Origin of the sequence: Duganella guangzhouensis (genome assembly GCF_009674535.1) — a bacterium.
GTDB lineage: Bacteria > Pseudomonadota > Gammaproteobacteria > Burkholderiales > Burkholderiaceae_D > Rugamonas > Rugamonas guangzhouensis.
The window spans coordinates 58,347-80,309 of sequence record NZ_WKJK01000007.1; the positions used below are offsets into that span (position 1 = coordinate 58,347).

Sequence of the window (21,963 nt, forward strand, 5' to 3'; positions counted from 1 at the left end):
AGTTTCCTCGCCGTTCGCTAATATCAGGCAACATCATCACTGCCTGGGCAACTTGCCATGGATTCTATGCCGCAGCCTGTGGGTCGCCGCGCCCGTCAACGCGAGCGGGCTGGCCGCAAGCAAGCGCCGGCCAGCGGCCAGCCAGACCCGGCGTTTGACCGCATGTTCCATGCCAGCCCGTATTTCGTCTTTTCCATCGACGAGCGCGGCCGGCTGCTGGCTTTCAACCAGCATGCCGACGCCCGGCTCGGTCCGCTGGAACCGCAGATGCAAGCCACCGCGCTATACGCCGCCTGGATGTTGCCGATGCTGCAAAATGAAGCCCTGCCCACCGCGCGCGTGCGCGGCTACTGGCGTGGCGAGGTCGCGCTGCAGGGCCGCGACGGCAGCAGCCATTCGGTCGCGCAAACCATCGAATGGCGCCCCAGCGCGCAGCCGCCCTGCTTCCTGTGCCTGGCCTACCCGACCGATGATTACGATGTCTACGAATCGCGGTTGCGCTTCAAATACCTGTTCGAAGCCCATCCGCAGCCAATGTGGGTGTACGACCTGGCATCGCTGCGCTTCCTGGTGGTGAACGCCGCCGCCGTGGCCCAGTACGGCTACACCGAGGCCGAGTTCATGCAAATGACCATCCGCGACATCCGCCCGCCGGAAGAGCTGGAGCGGCTGGCGGACAATCTGGCCGCCGCGCCGATCAAAGGGCCGGAGCAGGCCGGCACCTGGACCCATATGCGGCGCGACGGCAGCCGTTTCCAGGTCGAGATTTCATCGCACTCGGTGACGCTGTCCGGCCATCCGGGCCGGCTGGTGTTCGCGCACGACATCAGCGAGCGTACCCGGCTGGCGGCGGCGCTGCACGCCTCGCGCGAACTGAAGCAGTTGGTCATTAACCACATCCCGCATCAGATTTTCTGGAAGGGGCTGGATGGCGCCTACATCGGCTGCAACAGCGTGTTCGCCCGCTTTGCGGGTCTGAACAGTAACGCCGAGGTGGTCGGCAAGCGTGAGACTGATCTCCCGTGGGCGCGCAATGCCGATGCCATCCGCGCCGACGATCAGGCCGTCATCGCCACCGGCCAGCCACGCCTTAACTACGAAGAGCGCATGACGCAGGCTGATGGCGCGGTGCGCTGGTATCTGATCAACAAGCTGCCGTTCCACGACCAGCAAGGCCGCATCATCGGCGTGCTGGGCACGATCGAAGACATCACCGACCGCAAGCAGGCCGAGCTGACGCTGCAACTGCGCGGGCGCGCGCTGGAGGCCAGCGTCAATGCGATTGTCATCACCACTCGCGGCGCCGATGGCGAGCGCATCGAATACGCCAATCCGGCCTTCTCCAGGCTGTTCGGCCATGCGCCATCGGCGGTACTGGGGCGGCAGCTGGAAACCCTGCTGGGGCAGCATCAGGACGAACAGCGCCAGGCGCTCAACGCCGCCATGCAGTCGCATCAGGAAGTCACGCTGCTGCTGCGCACCAGCCATCGCGACGGCACGCCGCTGTGGACGCAGCTGCATGTGGCGCCGGTCAGCGCCGGTGACGACGCCATCGACCATCATGTCTGTGTATTGACCGACATGACCGCCATCATCGATTACCAGGCGCAGTTGGAGCATCAAGCCAATCACGACGCCCTCACCGGCCTGCCCAACCGCGCGCTGCTGAATGACCGGATGGCGCAAGCGGTGACCTTCTCGCAGCGCTTCAACCACAGCCTGTGGCTACTGTTCATCGATCTCGATAATTTCAAGCTCATCAACGACAGCCTGGGCCATGCGGCCGGCGACCAGCTGTTGTGCACCATCGCCACCCGCTTGCTGGCCTGCGCCAACGAGGGCGACACCGTGGCGCGGCTGGGCGGCGACGAGTTTCTGCTCTTGCTGCCGGTGGCCGACCAGCGCCCCATGGCCGGCTTGCTGCAACTGGTGCAGGAAGCGGTCGCGGCGCCGGTGATGCTGGAGCGGCAGCAAGTGACGGTCACCTGCAGCATCGGCATCAGCGTTTATCCGGACGATGGCGCCGATCCGGAGCAGTTGCTCAAGCATGCCGACATTGCGATGTACCGCGCCAAGGAGGCGGGGCGCAATCAGGTGCAGTTCTACGAAGAGGCGATGCATGCGCGCATCGCCGAACGCGCGCTGATCGAGGCCGAGCTACGGCATGCGCTGGCGCGCGAGCAACTGCATCTGGTGTATCAGCCCAAGCTGGATCTGCATAGCGGCGTCCTCACCGGCATGGAGGCGTTGCTGCGCTGGCAGCATCCGACGCTGGGCATGGTGTCGCCGGCACGCTTCATCGGCGTGGCCGAGGAGACCGGGCTGATCGTCGCCATCGGGCGCTGGGTGCTGCGCACCGCCTGTGCCCAGACCAAGGCCTGGCAGCGCGAGGGGCTGGGACCGTTGCGGGTGGCGGTCAACCTGTCGGCGCGGCAGTTCACCGATCAAGCGTTGATTGCGGAAGTGCGCGCGGCGCTGGACGACAGCGGACTGGACCCGCACTGTCTGGACCTTGAACTGACCGAGAGCATGATGATGCACAACGTCGAACTGGCGGTGGCGGCGAGCCACAATCTGAAGCAGTTGGGCATCGCGCTGTCGATCGACGACTTCGGCACCGGCTACTCCAGCCTGGCCTACCTGAAACAGTTCCCGGTCGACTATCTGAAGATCGACCAATCCTTTGTGCGCGAGATGCTGGACGAGCCCAAGGTGGCCGCCATCGTGCGCTCGGTGCTGACGCTGGGCCACAGCCTGGGCTTCAAGGTGGTGGCGGAAGGCGTGGAGACCGAACCGCAGCTGGACTATCTGCGCCAGCAGGGCTGCGACGAAATACAGGGCTACTACTTCAGTCGTCCGCTGGCGCCGGATGCTTTCGCCGCCCTGCTGCGTCAGCGGCCGTAGGTAGCGGTAAAGCTGGCCTTGCCCAGCACCGCCGCGCCCAGGCCACGGTTCAGCACGAAGCCGTACAGCGCTGGCGTGCCACTGGCCGGGATGCCGGCGGCCTGCGCCACATGGTCGACCGACAGCGCGTACAGCGTGAACACGTAGCGATGCTTGCCCTCGCCCGCCGGCGGACACGGGCCGCCGTAGTTGCCATTGCCGTTGGTGGCGCCGGTGTCCTGGTAATCGTTGATGCCGCCGCGCGCGCCGGCCGGCAGCGTGGTGGCGCTATTGCCGGCGCCGCGTGCAAGACCCTGCGCGCTGGCCGGGATGTCGTACACGGTCCAGTGCCAGAAGCCGCTGCCGGTCGGCGCGTCCGGATCGTACACCATCAACATCAGCGAGCGGGTGCCGGCCGGTACGCCGCTCCAGCTCAGCGCCGGTGAGATGTTTTCGCCGCTGCAGCCAAAGCCGTTCAGCACGTGTCGCGCGGGGAAGCCGCCGTCGGTCAGGTCGGGGCTGGACAAGGTGAAGGGAGCGGCCTGCGCGAGGCCGCCAGCCAGCGCCAGCACGGCGCCCAAGGTGGCGTGGAGTTTCATGGGATTCCTGTTCAGATGAAAGAATCCATATGGTAGGCAGCGCGGCGACGTGACGCTTGTCTGGGCCGCGCAATCGCTGTGCTGTGGCGCTCAGGCCACCGCGTGCTCGGGGTCGCGCAGCTGGGTCGGTGTGATGCCGAAGCGGCCCTTGAACATGCGCGAGAAGTGCGCGTGGTTGGCGAAGCCGCAGTCGAGCGCGATCTGGCCGACGTAATCGTCGGTGGCCTGCAGCAGCATCATGGCCTGACTCAGGCGCACTTCCAGCAGCAGTCCACTCATGCTGTGGCCGTCGCGGGCGAGGCGGCGGCGCAGCGTGGCTTCGCTGACGTTGAGCGCGATTGCGGCCGAGGCCGCGTTCCATGGCTGCGCCGGAGCGGCGGCCAGCAAGGCGCGCAGGCGGGCCAGGAACGAGGGTTGCGTGGCCGGCGCGAATCGGCTGCCTTGCAGCGCCAGCCAGACCAATACTTCCTGTGCCGCGTGACGGGCGATCTGGTCCGGCGTGTGCGGCTCCATCCACAGCGCCCGCACCCGCTCGACCGCCTGCCGCAAACCAGCCGCCGGCGCCGCCAACACGCGCGGCGCGACCAGCGGCGCAAATGCCGAAGCGCCAGACATGCCTGGCGCGGCAGCTACAGCCGGCGCGGCGCGTGATTCATCGGACGCGGCGGACGCGGCGGACGGGCCGGCACCCATCGCGGTGGCGGCTTCGGCCGAGGCGGCGATCAGGCTATCGTCGAACATCAGGCTGATCGCCTCGTACGGCGCGTCACCATTCAGCTGGTTGGTGACGCCGTAACTGGCGCCGTGCGGCAGCAGGATCAGCCCACCCTCGTCGCAACGCCACAACTCGCCCTGGCCGAACACGGTCTTGCGGCCGGCCAGCACCAGCACCACCGTGCTCTGGCCGACATACAACTCCGGCACAAACAGCTCGCGTCCCTGCCGCAGATGCGCGCTGGCGCCCAGCCCTTCGCGCACCGTGCAACGGCGCGGCGATTGGACCACCGTCAGCATGCTCAACGCTCCGCCTGTCCCACCGGCGCCAGCGTGCGCAGGCGCAGCGCCACCACCACTGCCAGAGCCAGCGCGCACGCCAGCACCGCCACCACGCCCGGCCACGCCGAGTGGCCCCACATCACGCCGGTGGCCGAACCGATCACGCTCGAACCGAGGTAGTAGAAGAACAGATACAAGGCGGATGCCAGCGCCTTGTTGCTGGTCGCCCGACGGCCAACCCAGCTGCTGGCCACCGAATGGGTCGCGAAGAAACCGTAAGTGAATACCGCCACGCCCACCACAATCAGCGGCAGCCAGTTCGACAACGTCAGCAGCAGACCGCTGAACATGATCAACGACATCACCCACAGCACATGGCGCCGGCCATAGCGGTCAGCCAACCGCCCCGCCCACACCGAGCTGTAAATGCCCAGCAAATACATGAAGGACACCGCGCCCACCACGCTCTGGTTCAACGCGAACGGCTCGGCCAGCAGGCGGTAGGCGATGTAGTTGTACATGCTGACGAAAGCACCCATTAACAGGAACGCCAGCGCGAACAGCCACGGCAAACCGGCATCCGACAAATGCAGCTTGAAGCCGGAAGGCAGCGTGCGCCAGCCCTCGCGCGTTGGCGTGAAGTGGCGCGACACCGGCAGGCTGCGCCAGAATTCAAACGCCGCGTACAGCCCGGCCACGCCGACCAGCCCCAGCGCCAGCCGCCACGAGAAATGGTCGCTCAACACCGACGTCATCACCCGCCCCACCATGCCGCCAAAGGCGCTGCCGCTGATGTACAAGCCCATCGACAAGCCCAGCGATTCCGGTTCGATTTCCTCGCCCAGGTAAGCCATGGCGATGGCCGGCATGCCGCCCAGTGCGACACCCAGCAAGGCACGCATCACCAGCAGTTGCGGATAGTTGTGGGCGAACGCGCACAGCAGCGTCATCAGCGCGGCGATCGCCATCCCGCCCACCATCAGCGGCTTGCGGCCGAAGCGTTCGGAAATCGCGCTGGACGCCACCAGCGTCAGCGCCAGCGCGGCGGTAGAGATCGACAGCACCACGCTGCTCTGTGCCGCGCTCAGGCCGAATTCATGCGACAACAGCGGCATCAGCGGTTGCACGCAGTACAGCAGCGCGAAGGTGGAAAAGCCGCCAAAGAACATGGCGCGGTTGGTCCGCTTGAATTCGGGACTGCCAACAGCAATCCGGCGCGCGGGCCGTGGCGTGGGAATGGCTGAAGCGGAGGTGGCGCTGACGGACATGATGCGGATTTCCTGCGAGGTACGATGACTTCATATTAGGATTGCCACACTAAGCTGTCCAATATATATTTAAACCGTTAGTAATACTTATTAAAGATAATGGAATTACGCCATCTGCGCTACTTCGTCGCCGTTGCCGAAGAGTTAAGCTTTACCCGCGCCGCCGAGCGTCTGCACATCGGCCAGCCGCCGCTGAGCCACCAGATTCAGCAGCTGGAAGCCGAAGTGGGCGCTCAGTTACTGGAGCGCAGCAAGCGCTGGGTGCGGCTGACCGAGGCCGGCAAACTGTTTCTGGACGATGCGCGCCGCGTGTTGGCGCTGTCCGAGCAGGCGATGCAGACCGCGCGCCGGGCTGAACGCGGCGAGGCTGGCGAGCTGCGCGTCGGCTTCACCTTCTCCACACCGCTGACGCCGCTGTTTGCGGCGGTCATCAACCGCTACCGCCAGCGCTATCCGGGCGTGCAGCTGACTTTGCAGGAGATGTCGACGGTCGGCCAGATCGAGGCGCTGGCCGCGCGCGAGCTGGATCTGGGCCTGGTGCGGCCGCCGGAACTGCAGTTGCCGGATGCGGTGGAAATGACGATTTTGCGGCGCGATCCGCTGGTGATGGTGCTGCCGGCGGCGCATCCGCTGGCGCAAAAGGACAGTATCGCCATCAGCGATCTGAAAGGCGTGCCGCTGGTGATGTATCCGGAAAGCGCGGGTACCGGTATCCACCCGCAGATCAATCGGCTGTGCCGGGAAGCCGGCTTCAAGCCGACCATTGCGATGGAGGCCGGCGAGGCGTCCACCATCATCGGCCTGGTGGCGGCCGGTTGCGGCGTGTCGGTGCTGCCGAGTTCGTTCGACATCATCCACATGAGCGAGGTGTGCTACCGGCCGCTGGCCGATGCCGAGGCGACCACCGCGCTGTACCTCGCCAAGCGCAAGGATGCGGTGTCGCCGTTGGTGGCAGCTTTCGTGGCAGTGGCCACGGAAGCCGCCGGTCACTCCGGCGAAAGCCGGAGTCCATACTGAGCATGCGTTCTATAGGCTCCGGCCTGCGCCGGAGCGACATGTCTCAGGAGTAGTCCGCGTCGAGCTCCGAGCCGGCGTAGTTTTCCAGTTCTGCGAACAGCGTTTTCATCGCCGTGCGGCCCTTGATGCTTTGCAGGACAGTGCAGGTTTCGCGGTAGCTGTTGATGCGCTCCAGCAGCACCGAATGATGCTGGACCGGCACCTGCGCCACCAGCTGCGCCCAGCCAGCCTCGTAATCCGGCTTGTCCTTGCGCACCGCTTTGACGAAACGCTCGAACTCCTTCTGACCGGTGCGGGCGACCACGTGACTAATCCCCTCCACCGCAAAAATGATGGCCAGCGCGATCACGCCTTCGGCATTCAGATCGGCATCCTTGACCGGGCCGGCGGTGTTATGGCGGCGCAGCCAGTTGGCCAGCCGCACCACCGCCTGCACTTCCTTGCGTTGCTTCAGCTGGGCCAGGTAACGCTCGCTGCCGTTCCAGTTTTGGTTGGCGTCGGCCAGGCAGATATCGAAGAACTTGTCGCGCAGACGGCGCTGCGCATACACCGGATCGCTATCGTACTCGCCGACCAGCGCGTCCTCCGGCATCGCCACCAGATCCTTGATCATGCGGAAGCCAACCTGGAACGCGTGTTCGGCGCCCTCTTCGATCAGCAGGTCCAGCGCCGCCAGATCGTCCTGGTTGGGCAACTCCTCGTCCAGCCCCAGCGACACGCAGCCGACCGTCAGCTGCTGGGCTTTCTGAATGCCCTCGGCGGTGCGGTCGTTGGTGAACTTCTCGGCCACCATGGCGGTGATGCCGGTCAGCTCGTCGGCCAGCGTGTAGGCGGCGTCATCGTCGGGGTGCTTGGCCAGTTGCTGGATCGCGCGGGTCAGGCGCGGCAGAGTTTCGACAACAATTGCAGGCAGCATCGATCCGCCACCCATCACGAGAAGATGTTGGTGCCGACGGTACGGCGCGAGGTGCGCGCGGTACGGGTCGACGGCACTTGCTTGCGCAGGCGGTACAGCAATTCCTTGGTCGAGCGCTGCAGGATGCTCGGCTCGGCGTCCGGATCATCGTCATACTCGGCGTCGGCCAGGTCGGCGCTGTGACGGAATTCCGGGAACAGCTCGAACAGCGCGCGGTCCCAGCCATCTTCCGACGCCTGCGCCAGCGCGATCGCCACCGGCACGATGTCGCTGTCGGACGAGGTCTGGCCGGTCAGGTACGGACCTTTGGAAATCACTTCGCTGGCCACTTCCAGAATTTCCTTCGGCGCCAGCGAGAACAGGATGGCGAAGATGGTCGCACCGTGGTCGGTGGCCGAGGCGGCCGCCAGCAATTCGTTGCGGCGCTCGTCGTCGTCGGTGGCAAATGCCACGCCATGAATGTGCGCAAACAGCGATTCGGCGATGCGCTCGGGATCGTCCTCGATCTGGTCATCCGGCCAGGTGGCGGCGATAAAGGCCAGGCTGTCGGCCCAGACTTTGGGCGGCACCAGCAGCGTGGTCAGCGACATTTTGCCGCCGTCAAAGCCGGCCATGTGCAGCGCCGTCACTTGCGGCGGGATATTGTTCAGCACTTCCACCACCGCCAGGTCACCGTACTGGTCGGCGGCCTCGGCAAATGCCTCCTCGGCGTGGCTCAGCGAGCCGGCCAACACCAGTTCGGTCACCTGCTTGCTCAATGCGGGCAGATTGCTTTTGTCGGACATTATTCCCCCTCCTGGTCGAACATCTGGGCAAAGTCGTCGCTGGCCATGTCTTCGTCGTCCACGTCGTCGCCGTCGTCGTTGCGCGACAGCTGGTCCAGCGACTGGTCGTCATCGTCCCAGCGGCGTGGATTCTTGTGCAGGAAGGCGGTGATGATGGCCTGGCGCGCCAGCTCCGGCATCGACTCGGCGATGGCCTCATACATCTTGGCCGCCTCGTCACCCTTGCACGAGGCCATGGCGAACACCCGGGCCGGGTCGCCGAACTCGTAGTCCTCGGCCTCGGCCAGCAGCCCTTTCGGATCGCTGAACTCGATGTGATCGACCAGCGCGAACGCCAGCATGTTGACGTCTTCGATGCCGCCGCCCTGGGCGTACTCGCCCACCAGGGCTTGCACCATGCGCTGGTAATTCTTGCGATCGGGCGGATCGCCCAGGATGCCTTCGATCTGGCCTTCGAGTTCGCGCGATTGATAGGCGAACTCCGGGTGTACTTTTCTCATTGCTTGCTTTCTTAAATCAGGTAAATCAGGCCGCCGGCAGCGTGGTGCCGTGCAGGGCGAACAGCGAACGCCACAGCTGATACGCCTCGGCCTCAGAATCGATGATGATGCGGTGGTTCAGGCTCTGGTTGTATTCCTCGCGCTTGGCCGGATCGGACAAGATTTCATAGGCTTTGGTGACGGCCTTGAAGCGCGCATCCGCGCCAGGTTCGGGATTGCGGTCCGGGTGGAACCGCATGGCCAGCGAGCGATAAACCTTTTTGATCTCATCTTCGCTGGCGTTAGGCGCGATACCCAGTGTATTGTAGTAATTTTCCATTTTGGAAACTCCGGGCCGTGGTGCAGGAACAAATAAAACGCAAATTAATCGATCATTATACCGCGCCGCCGTCCCGGCTCTGGCAATACGGTAAAATGTGCCTATAGAGAACTCGCATAGTCAACTTTTCAGATGAGCAACGACAAAAACAGCCCAGCGCCCGCCCTACCCTCCAATTTCCTGCGCGCCATCGTCGAACACGACCTGGCCGCCGGCACCCACAACCGCGACGGCATGCCCAGCGTGATCACGCGCTTTCCGCCCGAGCCGAACGGCTATCTGCACGTCGGCCACGCCAAGTCGATCTGCCTGAACTTCGGCCTGGCGCGCGATTACCAGGGCCGTTGCAACCTGCGTTTCGACGACACCAATCCGGCCAAGGAAGAACAGGAATACGTTGACACCATCATCGACAGCGTCAAATGGCTGGGCTTTGACTACGACTATCCGGCCAAGGATGGCGCGGTCGAACACCACCTGCACTACGCGTCCGACTATTTCGAGCAGCTGTACCTGATGGCCGAATGGCTGATCGAGCAAGGCTACGCCTACGTCGACAGCCAGTCGGCCGAAGACATGGCGGCCAACCGCGGCAATTTCAGCACGCCGGGCACCAATTCGCCATTCCGCACCCGTCCGGCGGCTGAATCGCTGCAAATCTTCCGCGACATGAAAGCCGGCAAATACGCTGACGGCGAACACATCCTGCGCGCCAAGATCAGTGAGGACGCGATGGCCTCGCCGAACATGAATATGCGCGATCCGGCGATCTACCGCATCCGCCACGCCCACCACGTGCGTACCGGCGACGCCTGGTGCATCTACCCGATGTACGACTACACGCACCCGATTTCGGACGCGCTGGAAAACATCACCCACTCGATCTGCACGCTGGAATTCCAGGACCACCGCCCGTTCTACGACTGGCTGCTGGCCACCCTGTCGAAAGGCGGCTTCTTCACGCTGCCGGTGCCGAAGCAGTACGAATTCTCGCGCCTGAACCTGACCTATGTGGTGACCTCCAAGCGCAAGCTGCGCCAACTGGTGGAAGAGAACATCGTCGACGGCTGGGACGACCCGCGCATGCCAACCATCGTCGGCCTGCGCCGTCGCGGCTACACGCCGGAAGCGATCCACCTGTTCTGCGAACGCATCGGCGTCACCAAGGCCGACGGCTGGATCGACATGAGCACGCTTGAAGGCTGCGTGCGTGAAGACCTGGACCCGAAAGCGCCACGCGCCACCGCCGTGCTGCGTCCGCTGAAACTGATCGTCGACAACTACCCGGAAGGCCAGACCGAGGAATGCACCTCGCCGGTCCACCCGCACCACCCGGAAATGGGCGTGCGCACCTTCCCGTTCTCGCGCGAACTGTGGATCGAGGAAGAAGACTTCATGGAAGTGCCGGTCAAGGGCTATTTCCGCTACTACCCGCCAATCGGCGAGACCCCGGGCAGCCGGGTGCGCCTGCGTCACGGCTTCGTGACCGAATGCGTGGGCTACGACAAGGATGAAAACGGCAAGGTCATCGCGGTTCACGTCAAATACTTCGAGGACTCCAAATCCGGCACCCCGGGTTCGGACAACTACAAGGTCAAGGGCAACATCCACTGGGTGTCGGCCGTCGCCGCGCTGGAAGCCGAAGTGCGCCTGTACGACCGCCTGTTCACCGACGCCCAGCCGGACGCCGGCGGCAAGGACTTCATCTCGCTGCTGAACCCGAACGCCAAGGAAGTGGTGACCGCCTATCTGGAACCGGGCATGAGCGCGGCGCAAGCCGATCAGCGCTACCAGTTCGAGCGCCATGGCTACTTCGTGGCCGACCGCGTCGATTCGCAGCCAGGCAAGCCAGTGTTCAACCGCATCGTCACACTGAAGGATAGCTGGGTCGCCAAATAAGCGGCAGCGTTTCCCTCTTTGCAACGGCGCCATCGGCGCCGTTTTTTATTGCTGACAAAATGTTCAGGACAAATGATTTTTATGCAAAATTTCTTGACTAGCTGAACTGTTATTTCCTATAGTCAAAATACCATGGTTGCTTAAAAGGGCAGACAGTGGCTGGACTACTTGCGCATAAACCGCTGTTTTCACGTTCCCGCCCGGCGTGGTGGGCGGGTGTGCTGTTGTCGCTGGGCATAGGGGCGATGTTCCATCTGGCCGCCAACAAAACCATCGAGTACGATGCCAGCGAGCGCTTTCTGCACCAGGCGCAGAACGCGCAGTACAACATCAATTCGCGCCTCAACGCCTATACCGACGTGTTGCGCGGCACGGTCAGCTTCTTCCATGCGGCCGAGCATGTGGACCGCGCCAGCTTCCACCGCTACGTGAACGGGCTGAACATCGAGCAGCAGTTTCCGGCGCTGGACAACATCAACTACGCCCACTACGTCAGCGCGGCCGAGCGCCCGGCCTTCGAGCTGGCGATGCGCAACCACAACGAAGACCCGGCGCACAGCTATCCGCCGCAGTTGCACATCTGGCCGGCTGGGCAGCGCGAGCAGTACTGGGTGCTGACCATGATCGAACCACTGGCCGAGTTTCGCGAAAAAATCGGCCGCGACATCGGCTTCCGCGCGCCGGTGGCGCGGGCGCTGGCGCGCGGCCGCGACACCGGCACGCTGAGCGCGTCCGGCACGCCGATCGACAGCGTCCACCAGCCGCTGGGCGCCGGGCTGGCGCTGCGCTTGCCGGTGTACCGCAACGGCATGCCGCTGCACACGGTGGAGCAGCGCCGCGCCGCCTACATCGGTTCGGTGGGCATCGGCTTCAGCGTGCCGCGCCTGCTGCAGGCCGCGCTGGAGCAGATGCAGGTCAGCGACACCCGGCTGGTGCTGCACGATGTCGGCAGCGATCTGATGCCGCACGCGCCGGTGCTGCTGTTCGACAGTCGCCGGGCCGGCATGGGACTGCGGCCCGGCGACCTGTTCAGCGTGGTGTTGCCGATCGAGTTCCACGAACGCAAATGGACCGCGCACTTCAGTTCACCCAAACGCAGCTGGTACAGCCGCTTCGACAGCCTGCTGCCGTGGGTGGCGATGGGCTGCGGCTTCACCGGCTCGCTGCTGTTTTACCTGCTGTTCCACACGCTATCGTCATCGCGCATGCGCGCCGTGAAAATGGCCAAGGAAATGACGCGCGAGCTGCGCACCAGCCAGGCACGGCTGCAACAATCGCACATCCGGCTGCGCCGGCTGGCGGCACACGGCGAGCAGATCAAGGAACTGGAGCGCAAGCGCATCGCGCGCGAAATTCATGATGACCTCGGCCAGAACCTGCTGGTGCTGCGGATCGACATCGACATCCTGGCCACCCGCACCCGCCACCGCCATCCGCGCCTGCATGCGCGCGCGCAGCAGATGCTGGGCCAGATCGACAGCTCGATCAAGAGCGTGCGCCACATCATCAACGACCTGCGGCCGCAGGTGCTGGACCTGGGCTTGAACGCGGCGGTGGAATGGCAGATCGCGCAGTTCCGCCAACGCTGCGGCATCATGTGCGAGCTGGTCGGCCACGACACCGACATTCACATCGACGATCACGGCGCCACCGCGATTTTCCGCATCCTGCAGGAATCACTGAGCAACATCCAGCAGCACGCCCACGCCAGCCTGGTGCGGGTTGAGCTGCACCAGGCCGGCGGCCTGTTGAGCATGACCATCAGCGACAACGGCATCGGCCTGCGCGACGGCAGCCGCAACAAGATCGGCTCGTTTGGCCTGGTCGGCATCGAGGAACGCATCCACCTGCTGGGCGGCAGTTGCGCCATCACCGGCAGTCCCAACGCCGGCACCACGGTCGCCATCAGCGTGCCGGTGGGCGGCGTGACGGCGCGCCAGGTGAGCGCCGCCACCGCTGACTTGGCCATCTGAAATTTCCTTCCAAACATTGATTAACCTCAAGGAACAACTGTCTCCCAGGGGCAAAATCAAAGGCGTTCGCTGCCTTTATCAACCCGCATCAATACCTGCAAAGGAAATCCGATGAACGCCCCAACCCTGCACACCATCGCCGCCCTGGACCTGGAACCGATCAAAGTCAAACTGATGCACGAAGCGTCCGGCGAAGGCTGGACGCTGGAACGCGCCAACGCGGTCGAATTCGAATACCGCCGCTTCCTCTACCTGATGCAGCAATTCCCGCATGAACAGACCGCGCCGCTGGTGGATGTCGACACCTTCTGGCACTACCACATTCTGGACACCATGAAATACGCGGCCGATTGCGACGCCGTGTTCGGCTACTTCCTGCACCACTTCCCTTATATCGGCCTGCGCGGCGAGGATGACGAGGCGGCCCACATCCGCGTCGGCCTGCGCATGAAACAGCTGTATGAGGACACTTTTGGCGAGGACTATGTGCGCCCGGCCGCGCCGGCCGCGACCGCGCACTCGGGGGTGGCCGCAGCCGGCTTCGCGCATTCGGGCGTGGCGGCGGTGTCGTTTGCCCACTCCGGCGTGGCCGCCAAGGTGGCGCACTCGGGCGTGGCGGCGGCGCAAATCGCCCATTCCGGCGTGGCTGGCGCCAGTGCCATCGAGGCCGGGGCGGCCATCCTGGCGGCGCAGCAAGCCAGCTTCTACACGCTGCGGCCACGCCTGGGCTTGTCCGCCTGACGCAGAAAATCCGGCAGCCTGCTCAAATAAGTGGCATACTCGGGGGTCTACAGATGATGGGAGTACATCATGGCCGTCAACAGCGTCGCCTCCACCAGCAGCACCGTGGTTCAGCAGACCAATGCCCCCCGCCAGACTGATCAGCTGCAGGCGGTGAGCAAGCCTGCCGAGCGTGTCGAACAAGCAGCACCGCCGCCACCACCGCAGGCGGCAACCGCGCCCACCGTCAATACCAGTGGCCAGCGCATCGGCACCACCATCAGCACCTCGGCCTGAGCCCGGCTCCGGCTAAAAAAAACGGCGCGTTACCGTTGGGTACGCGCCGTTTTCTTTTGCCGGTCCGATATCAGGACGCCATCATGTCGCGCAATTCGCGAATGCTGAAATCGCTGATCTCGTGCATGCGGATCAGGATGGTGGCGCCGATCGGCAGCGTGTTGTGGCGAATCTTGGAGATGACCGGCGGGGCCACTTCCAGCGCGCGCGACAGGGCCGCATCGTTTTTCAGTTGCAGTTTCTCGATGATGGCGTCCAGCACACGGTTTGGGTTGTAGGTGGGCGACGCGGTGATTTCTTTCAGAGCAGACATAGTGTTTTAAGTAGGTTCGCTGCCACTTTTTGCAAAAAAGCGACACATGGGTAAGAAAAATTTTTAGCTCAATTACCATTGAAGCACTACAAAACACAGACATTTATGCTGGTTTTTAGTGCTTATCCAAGATAATACACGTTACAGTTACAAATAGGCTAACTCGGCGGAGATTTCCGTGAGATTTAGAGAGATTCTAACCCCATTTTTCGTGGTAGCGGCAAACTTTCTTGTAAAAAAAAGTATAAAACGATGTAAAGATTAGCTGGAACGGCGCACGCCGGCGGCAAGGAAACACCATTCAACCGCCAGCAAAGTGGCGAGCTGGGCGATCGTGCCTGGAAGGAATAAAGTGGTGGAAGAGAAGTGCTCGCTATGCTCCGGACCGTAGTGCCACCCCAGTTGGCGCCGGATCTCTTCCGGCAGCGGTGGCGGGCGACGGCAAAATTCACGCTGGCGCTGGAGCATATACGCGCGGACCTGCTCTTTGGTCGGCTGCAAAGTGGCTACCATACGCGCACTCCTTGGTGGAAGATGGCTAACAATATCTTAACATGTGATGACATATTTGATATGCCTCAAATAAGCCATCTTATGATTTTGACACATAAGCATCACGCCAGCTGTTGCATTATCTTAATTTTCGTTGCTTCTTTACGAATCTTTACATTCCTCGAAGCAAGTCCGCCACCGTCGGATAACACAGGCTTACCCCGAGTTCACGCTTGATACGATCATTGCGCAAGCGGCGCGACTCCGACATGAACGACAGCAACGCCGGCGTCACCACCTGTTGTAATTGCGCACGAGGCAGACGCGGCGGGCGCGGCAGCTGGAACGCATCGGCCACCGCATCGAAATAGTGCGCCATCTTCATATCGCTGTCATCCACCGCATGATAAGTACGGTTAGGCAACGCACGATACAGCGCGCGGGCAATAATCCTTGCCAGATCGTCAGCATGGATGTGGTTGGTGTAGACATCGTCGGCCTCGATCAGCGCCGGCGTGCCCTGCTGCAAGCGCTTGAGCGGCAAGCGCTCGGCCGCATAAATGCCGGGCACACGCAGCACCGACAGGCTGGCGCCGCTGCGCCGGGCCCAGCGCCGCAAGGTGCGCTCGGCGTCGACCCGGCGCAGCGCGCGCGGATTGCGCGGCGCCACCGGCCGGCTCTCGTCGAAACGCGCGCCGCCGCAGTCACCGTAGACACCGGTGGTGCTGACATAAACCAAGCGCCCTTGCTCGGGTAAAATGGCGGTCAAATTGCGCGTGCGGCTGTCCAGCACGCCTTCCGCGGGTGGTGGCGCCAGGTGCACCACCCACGGCGCCAGCCCGGCCAGGCGGCGCAGGCTGGCCGGCTGGTCCAGGTCGGCCACCAGCGGCACCGCGCCAGCGGCCCGCAACTCGGCGCAACGCTCCGGCTGGCTGGTGGTGGCAAAGACGCGGAAGGTGGGCAACAGCAGCGGCAACAGCCGCATGCCGACATCACCGCAGCCGACGATCAACAGGCGCGGCCGCTTGAACTTGTGAATTTTGAGCTTTTTCATCAGAAAGATTGTATGACGTTTCAAATAACTGTACAGCCCAGCGGCCATCAATTCAGCTGCGAGGACGACGAAACCATCCTGGCGGCCGCGATGCGGGCCGGGGTTGGCCTGCCCTATGGCTGCAAGAACGGCGCCTGCAGCTCCTGCAAGGGCAAGGTGCTGCAGGGCGCGGTGACGCACAAGCCGCACCAGGAACGCGCGCTGCCGGCCGACGAAGCGGCCAAGGGCGTGTCGCTGTTCTGCTGCGCCGTGCCGCAGGGCGACCTGGTGATCGAGGCGCGCGAAGTGATGGGCAGCGACGATTACCCGATCCGCAAGATGCCGTCGCGCGTGACCACGCTGGAAAAAGTGGCGTCGGACGTGATCATCATGACGCTGCAGCTGCCAGCCAACGAGACGCTGAAATTCCGCGCCGGCCAGTATATCGAATTCATGCTCAAGGATGGCAAGCGCCGCAGCTATTCGCTGGCCTCGCCGCCGGAACCGGGCCAGCCGGTGACGCTGCATATCCGCCATCTGCCGGGCGGCCTGTTCACCGACCAGGTGTTCGGCACCATGAAGGAACGCGACATCCTGCGCTTTGAAGGCCCGATGGGCACCTTCTTCGTGCGCGAGGACAGCGACAAGCCGATGGTGCTGCTGGCCTCCGGCACCGGCTTCGCGCCGATCAAGGCGATTGTCGAACACCTGCGCGCGCAAGGCTCGCAGCGCCAGATGACGCTGTACTGGGGCGGCCGTCGTCCGCAAGACCTGTACATGGACGCGCTGTGCCGCGAGTGGGCGCTGCAGATGCCGAACTTTAAATATGTGCCGGTGCTGTCCAACCTGCTGCCGGAAGACCACTGGGCCGGCCGTACCGGCTTTGTGCACCAGGCGGTGCTGGCCGATCTGCCCGACCTGTCCGGCCACCAGGTATATGCCTGCGGCGCCCCCATCATGGTGGAATCGGCCCGCACCGACTTTGTGGCCCAGTGCCGCTTGCCGGAAGATGAGTTTTACGCGGATGCCTTCACCACCGAAGCCGACATCCACCAATAAGCATCCACCCCACCGGGCCTTCGGGATGCAGCGTCTCCCAAGGCCCGCATCCCGAAAGCACCAATGTCAGACAGTAGCTCACACAACGGTTTCAGCGTTCTGCGCCACCGCAACTTCACCCTCTACCTTACCGCCCGTACCTTCGCCACGCTGGCCGTGCAGATGCAAAACGTCGCCATCGGCTGGCAAGTCTATTCGCTGACCCACAATCTGTTTGACCTTGGCCTGATCGGCCTGGCGCAGTTCCTGCCGTTCCTGGCGCTGATCCTGATCGCCGGCCACGCCGCCGACCGCTACGACCGCCGCAACCTGATCGCGCTGGCGCTCGGCGCCCAGCTGCTGTGCGGCCTGATGCTGCTGGGCTTCACCTACACCGGGCTGCCGGCGGTGTGGCCGGTGTTTGCGGTGCTGGCGGTGTACGGCAGCGCGCGCGCCTTCATGGGACCGGCCACCCAGGCCATCCTGGTCAACCTGGTGCCGCAGGAGAGCTTCAGCAAGGCGGTGGCGCTGAGTTCCTCGTCGTTCCACGTGGCGGTGATCGTCGGCCCGACGCTGGGCGGCCTGTTCTACCTGGCCGGCCCGAAAACGGTTTATATGATTTCCTCCATCCTGCTGGTGCTGGCGGTGATCATGATGTGCATGGTGAAGTCGGTCAAGCAGGCCAGCGCCAGCGGCCCGGCCTCGTGGCACACCGTGCTGGAAGGCTTGCGCTTCGTGTGGAACAAGAAGGTGGTGCTGGGCGCGATCTCGCTCGACCTGTTCGCGGTACTGTTCGGCGGCGCCACCGCGCTGCTGCCGGCGCTGGCGCACGACGTGCTGCATATCGGCCCGAGCGGTCTGGGGGCGTTGCGCACCATGCCCGGCGTGGGCGCGGCGCTGTGCTCGATCGCGCTGGCGTTCTTCCCGATTACGCGCCGGGTCGGCGCCTGGATGCTGGGCGGGGTGGCGGTGTTTGGCGTCTGCACCATCGTGCTGGGTTCCACCACCACCTTCGGCGTCGCGCTGGTGGCGCTGTTCCTGATGGGGGCCGGCGACATGATCAGCGTCTACGTGCGGCACCTGCTGGTGCAGTACGAAACGCCGGATGAAATCCGCGGCCGCGTCAGCGCCGTCAACTCGGTGTTCATCGGCGCCTCGAATGAGCTGGGCGAGTTCGAGTCCGGCATCACCGCCGGCTGGCTGGGCCTGACGCGCGCGGTGCTGTTCGGCGGCGCCGCCACGCTGGCCGTGGTGGGCGCCTGGACCGTGCTGTTCCCGGTATTGTCACGCATGGACCGATTCCCGCACGAGGATAAAAAATAATGCGCATCCGCCTGCCGCTGCCATCCATCATCCACAGCCGTCCGCATCTGAGCCTGGCGATTGTGCTGGGCGCGGTGGCGAGTCCGTTGCTGCCCGACAGCTGGCCGTGGCTGACCCGGGTGCTGGCTGGCTGGGACATCCTGGTCTGGACTTATCTGGCCATGATGGCGTGGATGATGGTCCAGGCCGACCATCATGACATCAAGCGCGCGGCCTGCCGGCAGGATGAAAAAGGGCCGGTGATCCTGGCCGTGCTGTCGCTGGCAGTGCTGGTCAGCCTGGCGGCCATCGTCTCGCAACTGGCCACCATCAAGGGGCTGCCGGATGAAACGCTGGCGCTGCGCTACACGCTGGCGGTGCTGACGCTGATCGGGTCGTGGTTCATGGTCGGCGTGATGTTTTGTTCGCATTACGCGCACCTGTACTACACCGACGAATGCGGCGACAAGCCGCTCGGTTTCCCGGAGGATTTGAAGACGCCGAATTACTGGGACTTCCTGTACTTCTCGTTCACCATCAGCGTGGCGGTGCAGACCTCGGACGTGACGGTGCGCGATCGCCGCATGCGGCAGGTGGTGCTGGGGCAGTCGGTGCTGTGCTTCTTCTACAACCTGGCCATCCTCGGCCTCTCCATCAACATCGCCGCCTCGCTGATCAACGGCTAAATGAGAAGGAAAACGACAAAATTGCCAATTTTTGCGAGGCAAAACGACAATTTCGGACTATTTGTGCCAGAATTGCGAGGGAAAACGACATTCCTGCGCAATGAACACCCTGCTCAAATCACTCGCCCAGCAAGACATCTACGTCACGGCACAGCTAACGCCGGCCGAGCGCAAACGCGTCGAACGGCTGGCCAAGGACGGTGAGCTGACCAGGGTCTACAAGGGCTTGTACATCCGCTCCGACGGCAGCGACGCCGATGTGGCGCGCAGTGTCGCCGCCAAATGGGCGGCTGTCGCGGGTGTGGTGGCGCCCGGTGGCGTGGTCTCGCACTGGAGCGCATTGGCTGGCGGGCCGAAGGACGGCATGGTCGTCATCTCCCATCCCACTCTGACGCGGCGCAGTATCAAACTGCCCGGCCTGACGCTGGAAATCCGCAACGGCGCGGGCATCCTGGCCGGCGACATGCCGCTGGGCGGCTTCGGCCTGCATTTCGCCGGCCGCACACGCGCGCTACTCGAAAACATCGGGCGCAAATCCCCTATCCGCGCCGGCCAGCAGGCAGTTGAGCATCGGCTCATCAATATATTGAATTCGTCCGGCGAGCAGGCACTGACTGTGATCCGCGATGAAGCGGCATCGCTAGCGCAAAGTCTGGACCTGCAGGACGAAGCGATCACGCTACGGCATGTGATCGGCGCACTGCTCGGCACTCACCAGCGCGGCGAACTGCAGACCCGCGAAGGCATACTGGTCGCCCTCGGCAAACCAGTCGACCAGGCGCGCATCGAACGCCTCAACCTGTTGGCCGACCACCTGCGCGGCGCCAGCCTGCCACGCATCGATGGCATTCCCGCCGGCGTCGCAAGACACCACGCCGCCTTCATCGAATCGTACTTCTCGAACTACGTTGAGGGCACGAAGTTCGCCATTGAAGAAGCGCGCGATATCGTGATGAACAACCGGATCGTAACAAGCCGCCCCAAGGACTCACACGACATTCTTGGCGTGTTCCGTCTTGCGGTCGAAGCCCCTTACCGTCATAGCCCGCCCATCGCCGGGGAAGAGTTTCTGCAAGGGCTGGAGACATGGCATGTCGAGATGCTGCACATGCGGCCGGAGGCGAATCCAGGCCGCATCAAGAGCCAGGCCAATTATGCCGGCACCACCGAATTTGTCCAGCCGTCGCATGTGCGCGGCACGCTGGAAGAAGGTTCGCGCATATCGCTGTCGATACCGGAGGGATTTGCGCGCGCCGTGTTTTATGCCTTTCTCATCTCCGAAATCCATCCTTTCGATGATGGCAACGGCCGTCTTTCCCGGCTGGTGATGAATGCCGAGCTGTCGCGCGTTGGTCTGCACCGCATCATCATTCCAACGCTATTTCATCCGCAGTACATCGATTGTGTGCGCTTGCTCACGCGGGATAATCAGCCCGCCGAGTATGTCCGCAGCCTGGCCAAAATGGCGCGCTGGTGCGCGCAGTTCAACTATGCCGATCTGGATCAACTGATTGCCACGCTACGCCGCACCAACGCGCTAGAGGAATCACCGGCGCAATACCAGTTGCTGAACATCGATGGCAGCCGCACGTTGGACGTCTGAAGATAGCACGACATTCCCGCACGCTCACATCCGTCCGCTGAAAAACCCGGCGACATCAAGTTTCCGCAAGACGGTTAGGCAATTAACCCCCACTTAAGTCCGCAAGGAGTAAGATGGTTACGCAGTCTAACAACAGGAGCAAGCGATGCAAATCCAAATCAATACCGACAAAACCATCACTCGTCATGCCGGTCTGGACGACCATGTACAAACTGTCGTAAGCAATGCCCTCCAACGCTTCGGCGAACAGATCACCCGCGTCGAAGTCCATCTGAGCGATAACCTGGGCCAGAAATCGGCCGATGGCGACAACCGTTGCCTGATGGAAGCCCGCCTGAATGGCCTGCAACCGATCGCGGTCAGCGACCATGCTGCCACGCTGCACCAGGCCATCAGCGGCGCCGCCGACAAGCTGAAACGCTCAGTCGACAGCGCGGTCGGCAAGCTGCACGATAACAAGCGCCACGCCGACAGCGTTGGCGCCGCTTCGGCCGCGGTGGTGGCCAACGTGGAAGAATAATTCCGCGACGGGAGCCGGCGCCTAGCGCTGCGCCAGCTCCCGCAAGTACTTCAGTCCCTGCAACGCGCGACTGCCATACCACGACATCATTTCCCCATCCACCAGCAACACCGGCTTGCCGATCTGGCGTTCCAGCACATCCGCATGGGCCTCGGTAAAGCGATACGGTTCGCTCGACAGCAGCACACCGTCGACACTATCAATCAGCTCGCTCGACCAGCGGAAGGCTGGATAACGTTCCTCGCCCAACTCCGGCACACTCCAGCCGATTTCCTCCAGCATGCGGGCGATGTAGGTATCGCGCGAAATCGTCATCCACGGATCTTGCCACACGCAGTACAGCATGGTTTGCGGCCGGCCCTTGGGCATGGCCTGCAGGCGCGCGTATTCGGTCTCGAAGGCGGCGCACCAGTCGTCCGCCGGCTGCTGACGGCAAAAAATTCCACCCATCAGTTGCGCCAGCGCCAGATTGTCACGCGGGCGTAGTGGATGCGTGACTACAATATGGGGCACAAACTCCGCCAGCGCATCGGCGGTGGGTTTTTCGTTTTCGTCGATATTCAGCACCACGTGGGTGGGCGCCAGCGCACGGATCTTGTCCAGGTTGACGTCCTTGGTGCCGCCGACCTTGGGAATGGCTTGTACGACGTCCCACGGATGGATGCAAAAACCAGTGCGGCCGACCAATTGCGCGGCCAGGCCAAGGTCGCACAGCAGCTCGGTAATCGACGGCACCAGCGAGACGATGCGGGCGTTCGGATCGGGCTGATGCACGGTGCCCAGGGCGTCGGTAAAGGCCATGTT

General features: G+C 63.4%; 22 protein-coding genes. 11 read left to right on the forward strand and 11 right to left on the reverse strand.

All coding sequences use genetic code 11. From position 1 onward, the window contains the following. The first annotated feature begins 66 nt into the window (after positions 1–66). Positions 67–2,904 (forward strand): sensor domain-containing protein, encoded by a 2,838-nt coding sequence (locus GJ699_RS14705; RefSeq protein WP_154377442.1) that lies wholly within the window; start codon positions 67–69, stop codon positions 2,902–2,904. Here GJ699_RS14705 and GJ699_RS14710 read toward each other — a convergent pair. From GJ699_RS14710 to GJ699_RS14720, 3 genes are all read right to left on the reverse strand, one after another. Further along, the gene (locus GJ699_RS14710) at positions 2,892–3,482 is read right to left on the reverse strand and encodes a YbhB/YbcL family Raf kinase inhibitor-like protein (protein ID WP_154377444.1); all 591 of its coding nucleotides are present in this window, start codon (positions 3,480–3,482) and stop codon (positions 2,892–2,894) included. The two genes, GJ699_RS14705 and GJ699_RS14710, sit on opposite strands and share 13 nt — an antisense overlap. A 90-nt stretch (positions 3,483–3,572) precedes the next feature. Next, entirely contained in the window at positions 3,573–4,496 is a 924-nt protein-coding gene (locus tag GJ699_RS14715; RefSeq protein ID WP_154377446.1) for a helix-turn-helix transcriptional regulator, read from the reverse strand. Positions 4,497–4,498: 2 nt separating this feature from the next. Continuing rightward, positions 4,499–5,746 carry an MFS transporter gene (locus GJ699_RS14720; protein WP_154377448.1) on the reverse strand — a complete coding sequence of 416 codons (1,248 nt, stop codon included), beginning with the start codon at positions 5,744–5,746 and terminating at the stop codon, positions 4,499–4,501. A 99-nt stretch (positions 5,747–5,845) separates the two neighbouring features. On the opposite strand from GJ699_RS14720, the gene GJ699_RS14725 reads away from it, so the two are divergent. After that, on the forward strand, positions 5,846–6,763 hold the full coding sequence (locus tag GJ699_RS14725; RefSeq protein ID WP_154377450.1) for a LysR substrate-binding domain-containing protein: 918 nt from the start codon (positions 5,846–5,848) through the stop codon (positions 6,761–6,763). 43 nt (positions 6,764–6,806) lie between these two features. On the opposite strand, the gene GJ699_RS14730 is transcribed toward GJ699_RS14725, so the two are convergent. From GJ699_RS14730 to GJ699_RS14745, 4 genes are read right to left on the reverse strand one after another with little or no spacing between them, the layout of a single operon-like run. After that, positions 6,807–7,679 (reverse strand): hypothetical protein, encoded by an 873-nt coding sequence (locus GJ699_RS14730; RefSeq protein ID WP_154377452.1) that lies wholly within the window; start codon positions 7,677–7,679, stop codon positions 6,807–6,809. 14 nt (positions 7,680–7,693) lie between these two features. After that, on the reverse strand, positions 7,694–8,464 hold the full coding sequence (locus tag GJ699_RS14735; protein WP_154377454.1) for a hypothetical protein: 771 nt from the start codon (positions 8,462–8,464) through the stop codon (positions 7,694–7,696). Beyond that, entirely contained in the window at positions 8,464–8,964 is a 501-nt protein-coding gene (locus GJ699_RS14740) for a hypothetical protein (protein WP_154377456.1), read from the reverse strand. The genes GJ699_RS14735 and GJ699_RS14740 overlap by 1 nt, the downstream gene beginning before the upstream one ends. A gap of 25 nt (positions 8,965–8,989) precedes the next feature. Next, complete coding sequence (locus GJ699_RS14745; protein ID WP_154377458.1) at positions 8,990–9,283, reverse strand: DnaJ domain-containing protein; 294 nt, start codon at positions 9,281–9,283, stop codon at positions 8,990–8,992. Positions 9,284–9,415: 132 nt separating this feature from the next. Here GJ699_RS14745 and GJ699_RS14750 point away from each other — a divergent pair, with 132 nt between their 5' ends. From GJ699_RS14750 to GJ699_RS14765, 4 genes are all read left to right on the forward strand, one after another. Next, positions 9,416–11,182, forward strand: a complete 1,767-nt coding sequence (locus GJ699_RS14750; protein ID WP_154377460.1) for a glutamine--tRNA ligase/YqeY domain fusion protein — start codon at positions 9,416–9,418, stop codon at positions 11,180–11,182. Between the two features lie 155 nt (positions 11,183–11,337). Continuing rightward, positions 11,338–13,155 carry a CHASE domain-containing protein gene (locus GJ699_RS14755; protein ID WP_371867567.1) on the forward strand — a complete coding sequence of 606 codons (1,818 nt, stop codon included), beginning with the start codon at positions 11,338–11,340 and terminating at the stop codon, positions 13,153–13,155. Positions 13,156–13,266: 111 nt separating this feature from the next. Then, positions 13,267–13,896: a glycine-rich domain-containing protein gene (locus tag GJ699_RS14760; RefSeq protein WP_154377462.1), complete on the forward strand. Its 630-nt coding sequence runs from the start codon at positions 13,267–13,269 to the stop codon at positions 13,894–13,896. Between the two features lie 69 nt (positions 13,897–13,965). Then, entirely contained in the window at positions 13,966–14,172 is a 207-nt protein-coding gene (locus GJ699_RS14765) for a hypothetical protein (RefSeq protein ID WP_154377464.1), read from the forward strand. A gap of 70 nt (positions 14,173–14,242) precedes the next feature. Here GJ699_RS14765 and GJ699_RS14770 read toward each other — a convergent pair whose 3' ends face one another. The 3 genes from GJ699_RS14770 to GJ699_RS14780 all read right to left on the reverse strand — a co-directional run bounded on the left by GJ699_RS14770 (position 14,243) and on the right by GJ699_RS14780 (position 16,031). Further along, positions 14,243–14,485, reverse strand: a complete 243-nt coding sequence (locus GJ699_RS14770) for a hypothetical protein (RefSeq protein WP_154377466.1) — start codon at positions 14,483–14,485, stop codon at positions 14,243–14,245. A 261-nt stretch (positions 14,486–14,746) separates the two neighbouring features. Further along, positions 14,747–14,998 carry a hypothetical protein gene (locus GJ699_RS14775; protein WP_154377468.1) on the reverse strand — a complete coding sequence of 84 codons (252 nt, stop codon included), beginning with the start codon at positions 14,996–14,998 and terminating at the stop codon, positions 14,747–14,749. Positions 14,999–15,149: 151 nt separating this feature from the next. Next, positions 15,150–16,031: an SDR family oxidoreductase gene (locus GJ699_RS14780; RefSeq protein ID WP_154377470.1), complete on the reverse strand. Its 882-nt coding sequence runs from the start codon at positions 16,029–16,031 to the stop codon at positions 15,150–15,152. Between the two features lie 12 nt (positions 16,032–16,043). Between GJ699_RS14780 and GJ699_RS14785 the strand changes: the two genes are divergently transcribed. The 5 genes from GJ699_RS14785 to GJ699_RS14805 all read left to right on the forward strand — a co-directional run bounded on the left by GJ699_RS14785 (position 16,044) and on the right by GJ699_RS14805 (position 21,159). Further along, entirely contained in the window at positions 16,044–17,069 is a 1,026-nt protein-coding gene (locus GJ699_RS14785; RefSeq protein ID WP_154377472.1) for a CDP-6-deoxy-delta-3,4-glucoseen reductase, read from the forward strand. A 63-nt stretch (positions 17,070–17,132) separates the two neighbouring features. After that, positions 17,133–18,371, forward strand: coding sequence for an MFS transporter (locus GJ699_RS14790; protein WP_154377474.1), 1,239 nt, complete (start codon positions 17,133–17,135; stop codon positions 18,369–18,371). After that, on the forward strand, positions 18,371–19,036 hold the full coding sequence (locus GJ699_RS14795) for a DUF1345 domain-containing protein (RefSeq protein WP_154377477.1): 666 nt from the start codon (positions 18,371–18,373) through the stop codon (positions 19,034–19,036). The genes GJ699_RS14790 and GJ699_RS14795 overlap by 1 nt, the downstream gene beginning before the upstream one ends. Positions 19,037–19,136: 100 nt before the next feature. Further along, positions 19,137–20,639, forward strand: coding sequence for a Fic family protein (locus GJ699_RS14800; protein WP_154377479.1), 1,503 nt, complete (start codon positions 19,137–19,139; stop codon positions 20,637–20,639). Positions 20,640–20,784: 145 nt separating this feature from the next. Further along, on the forward strand, positions 20,785–21,159 hold the full coding sequence (locus GJ699_RS14805) for an HPF/RaiA family ribosome-associated protein (RefSeq protein WP_154377481.1): 375 nt from the start codon (positions 20,785–20,787) through the stop codon (positions 21,157–21,159). A gap of 21 nt (positions 21,160–21,180) precedes the next feature. Here the strand turns inward: GJ699_RS14805 and GJ699_RS14810 are convergent, their stop codons facing one another. Beyond that, a complete protein-coding gene (locus GJ699_RS14810; RefSeq protein WP_154377482.1) occupies positions 21,181–21,960 on the reverse strand; it encodes a helical backbone metal receptor in 780 nt (259 codons plus the stop codon). Between the last annotated feature and the right edge of the window lie 3 nt (positions 21,961–21,963).

Coding starts and splice junctions, on each gene's coding strand:
- GJ699_RS14705 (WP_154377442.1), top strand. CDS start 67: ATGCCGCAGCCTGTGGGTCGCCGCGCCCGTCAACGCGAGCGGGCTGGC.
- GJ699_RS14710 (WP_154377444.1), bottom strand. CDS start 3,482: ATGAAACTCCACGCCACCTTGGGCGCCGTGCTGGCGCTGGCTGGCGGC.
- GJ699_RS14715 (WP_154377446.1), bottom strand. CDS start 4,496: ATGCTGACGGTGGTCCAATCGCCGCGCCGTTGCACGGTGCGCGAAGGG.
- GJ699_RS14720 (WP_154377448.1), bottom strand. CDS start 5,746: ATGTCCGTCAGCGCCACCTCCGCTTCAGCCATTCCCACGCCACGGCCC.
- GJ699_RS14725 (WP_154377450.1), top strand. CDS start 5,846: ATGGAATTACGCCATCTGCGCTACTTCGTCGCCGTTGCCGAAGAGTTA.
- GJ699_RS14730 (WP_154377452.1), bottom strand. CDS start 7,679: ATGCTGCCTGCAATTGTTGTCGAAACTCTGCCGCGCCTGACCCGCGCG.
- GJ699_RS14735 (WP_154377454.1), bottom strand. CDS start 8,464: ATGTCCGACAAAAGCAATCTGCCCGCATTGAGCAAGCAGGTGACCGAA.
- GJ699_RS14740 (WP_154377456.1), bottom strand. CDS start 8,964: ATGAGAAAAGTACACCCGGAGTTCGCCTATCAATCGCGCGAACTCGAA.
- GJ699_RS14745 (WP_154377458.1), bottom strand. CDS start 9,283: ATGGAAAATTACTACAATACACTGGGTATCGCGCCTAACGCCAGCGAA.
- GJ699_RS14750 (WP_154377460.1), top strand. CDS start 9,416: ATGAGCAACGACAAAAACAGCCCAGCGCCCGCCCTACCCTCCAATTTC.
- GJ699_RS14760 (WP_154377462.1), top strand. CDS start 13,267: ATGAACGCCCCAACCCTGCACACCATCGCCGCCCTGGACCTGGAACCG.
- GJ699_RS14765 (WP_154377464.1), top strand. CDS start 13,966: ATGGCCGTCAACAGCGTCGCCTCCACCAGCAGCACCGTGGTTCAGCAG.
- GJ699_RS14770 (WP_154377466.1), bottom strand. CDS start 14,485: ATGTCTGCTCTGAAAGAAATCACCGCGTCGCCCACCTACAACCCAAAC.
- GJ699_RS14775 (WP_154377468.1), bottom strand. CDS start 14,998: ATGGTAGCCACTTTGCAGCCGACCAAAGAGCAGGTCCGCGCGTATATG.
- GJ699_RS14780 (WP_154377470.1), bottom strand. CDS start 16,031: ATGAAAAAGCTCAAAATTCACAAGTTCAAGCGGCCGCGCCTGTTGATC.
- GJ699_RS14785 (WP_154377472.1), top strand. CDS start 16,044: ATGACGTTTCAAATAACTGTACAGCCCAGCGGCCATCAATTCAGCTGC.
- GJ699_RS14790 (WP_154377474.1), top strand. CDS start 17,133: ATGTCAGACAGTAGCTCACACAACGGTTTCAGCGTTCTGCGCCACCGC.
- GJ699_RS14795 (WP_154377477.1), top strand. CDS start 18,371: ATGCGCATCCGCCTGCCGCTGCCATCCATCATCCACAGCCGTCCGCAT.
- GJ699_RS14800 (WP_154377479.1), top strand. CDS start 19,137: ATGAACACCCTGCTCAAATCACTCGCCCAGCAAGACATCTACGTCACG.
- GJ699_RS14805 (WP_154377481.1), top strand. CDS start 20,785: ATGCAAATCCAAATCAATACCGACAAAACCATCACTCGTCATGCCGGT.
- GJ699_RS14810 (WP_154377482.1), bottom strand. CDS start 21,960: ATGGCCTTTACCGACGCCCTGGGCACCGTGCATCAGCCCGATCCGAAC.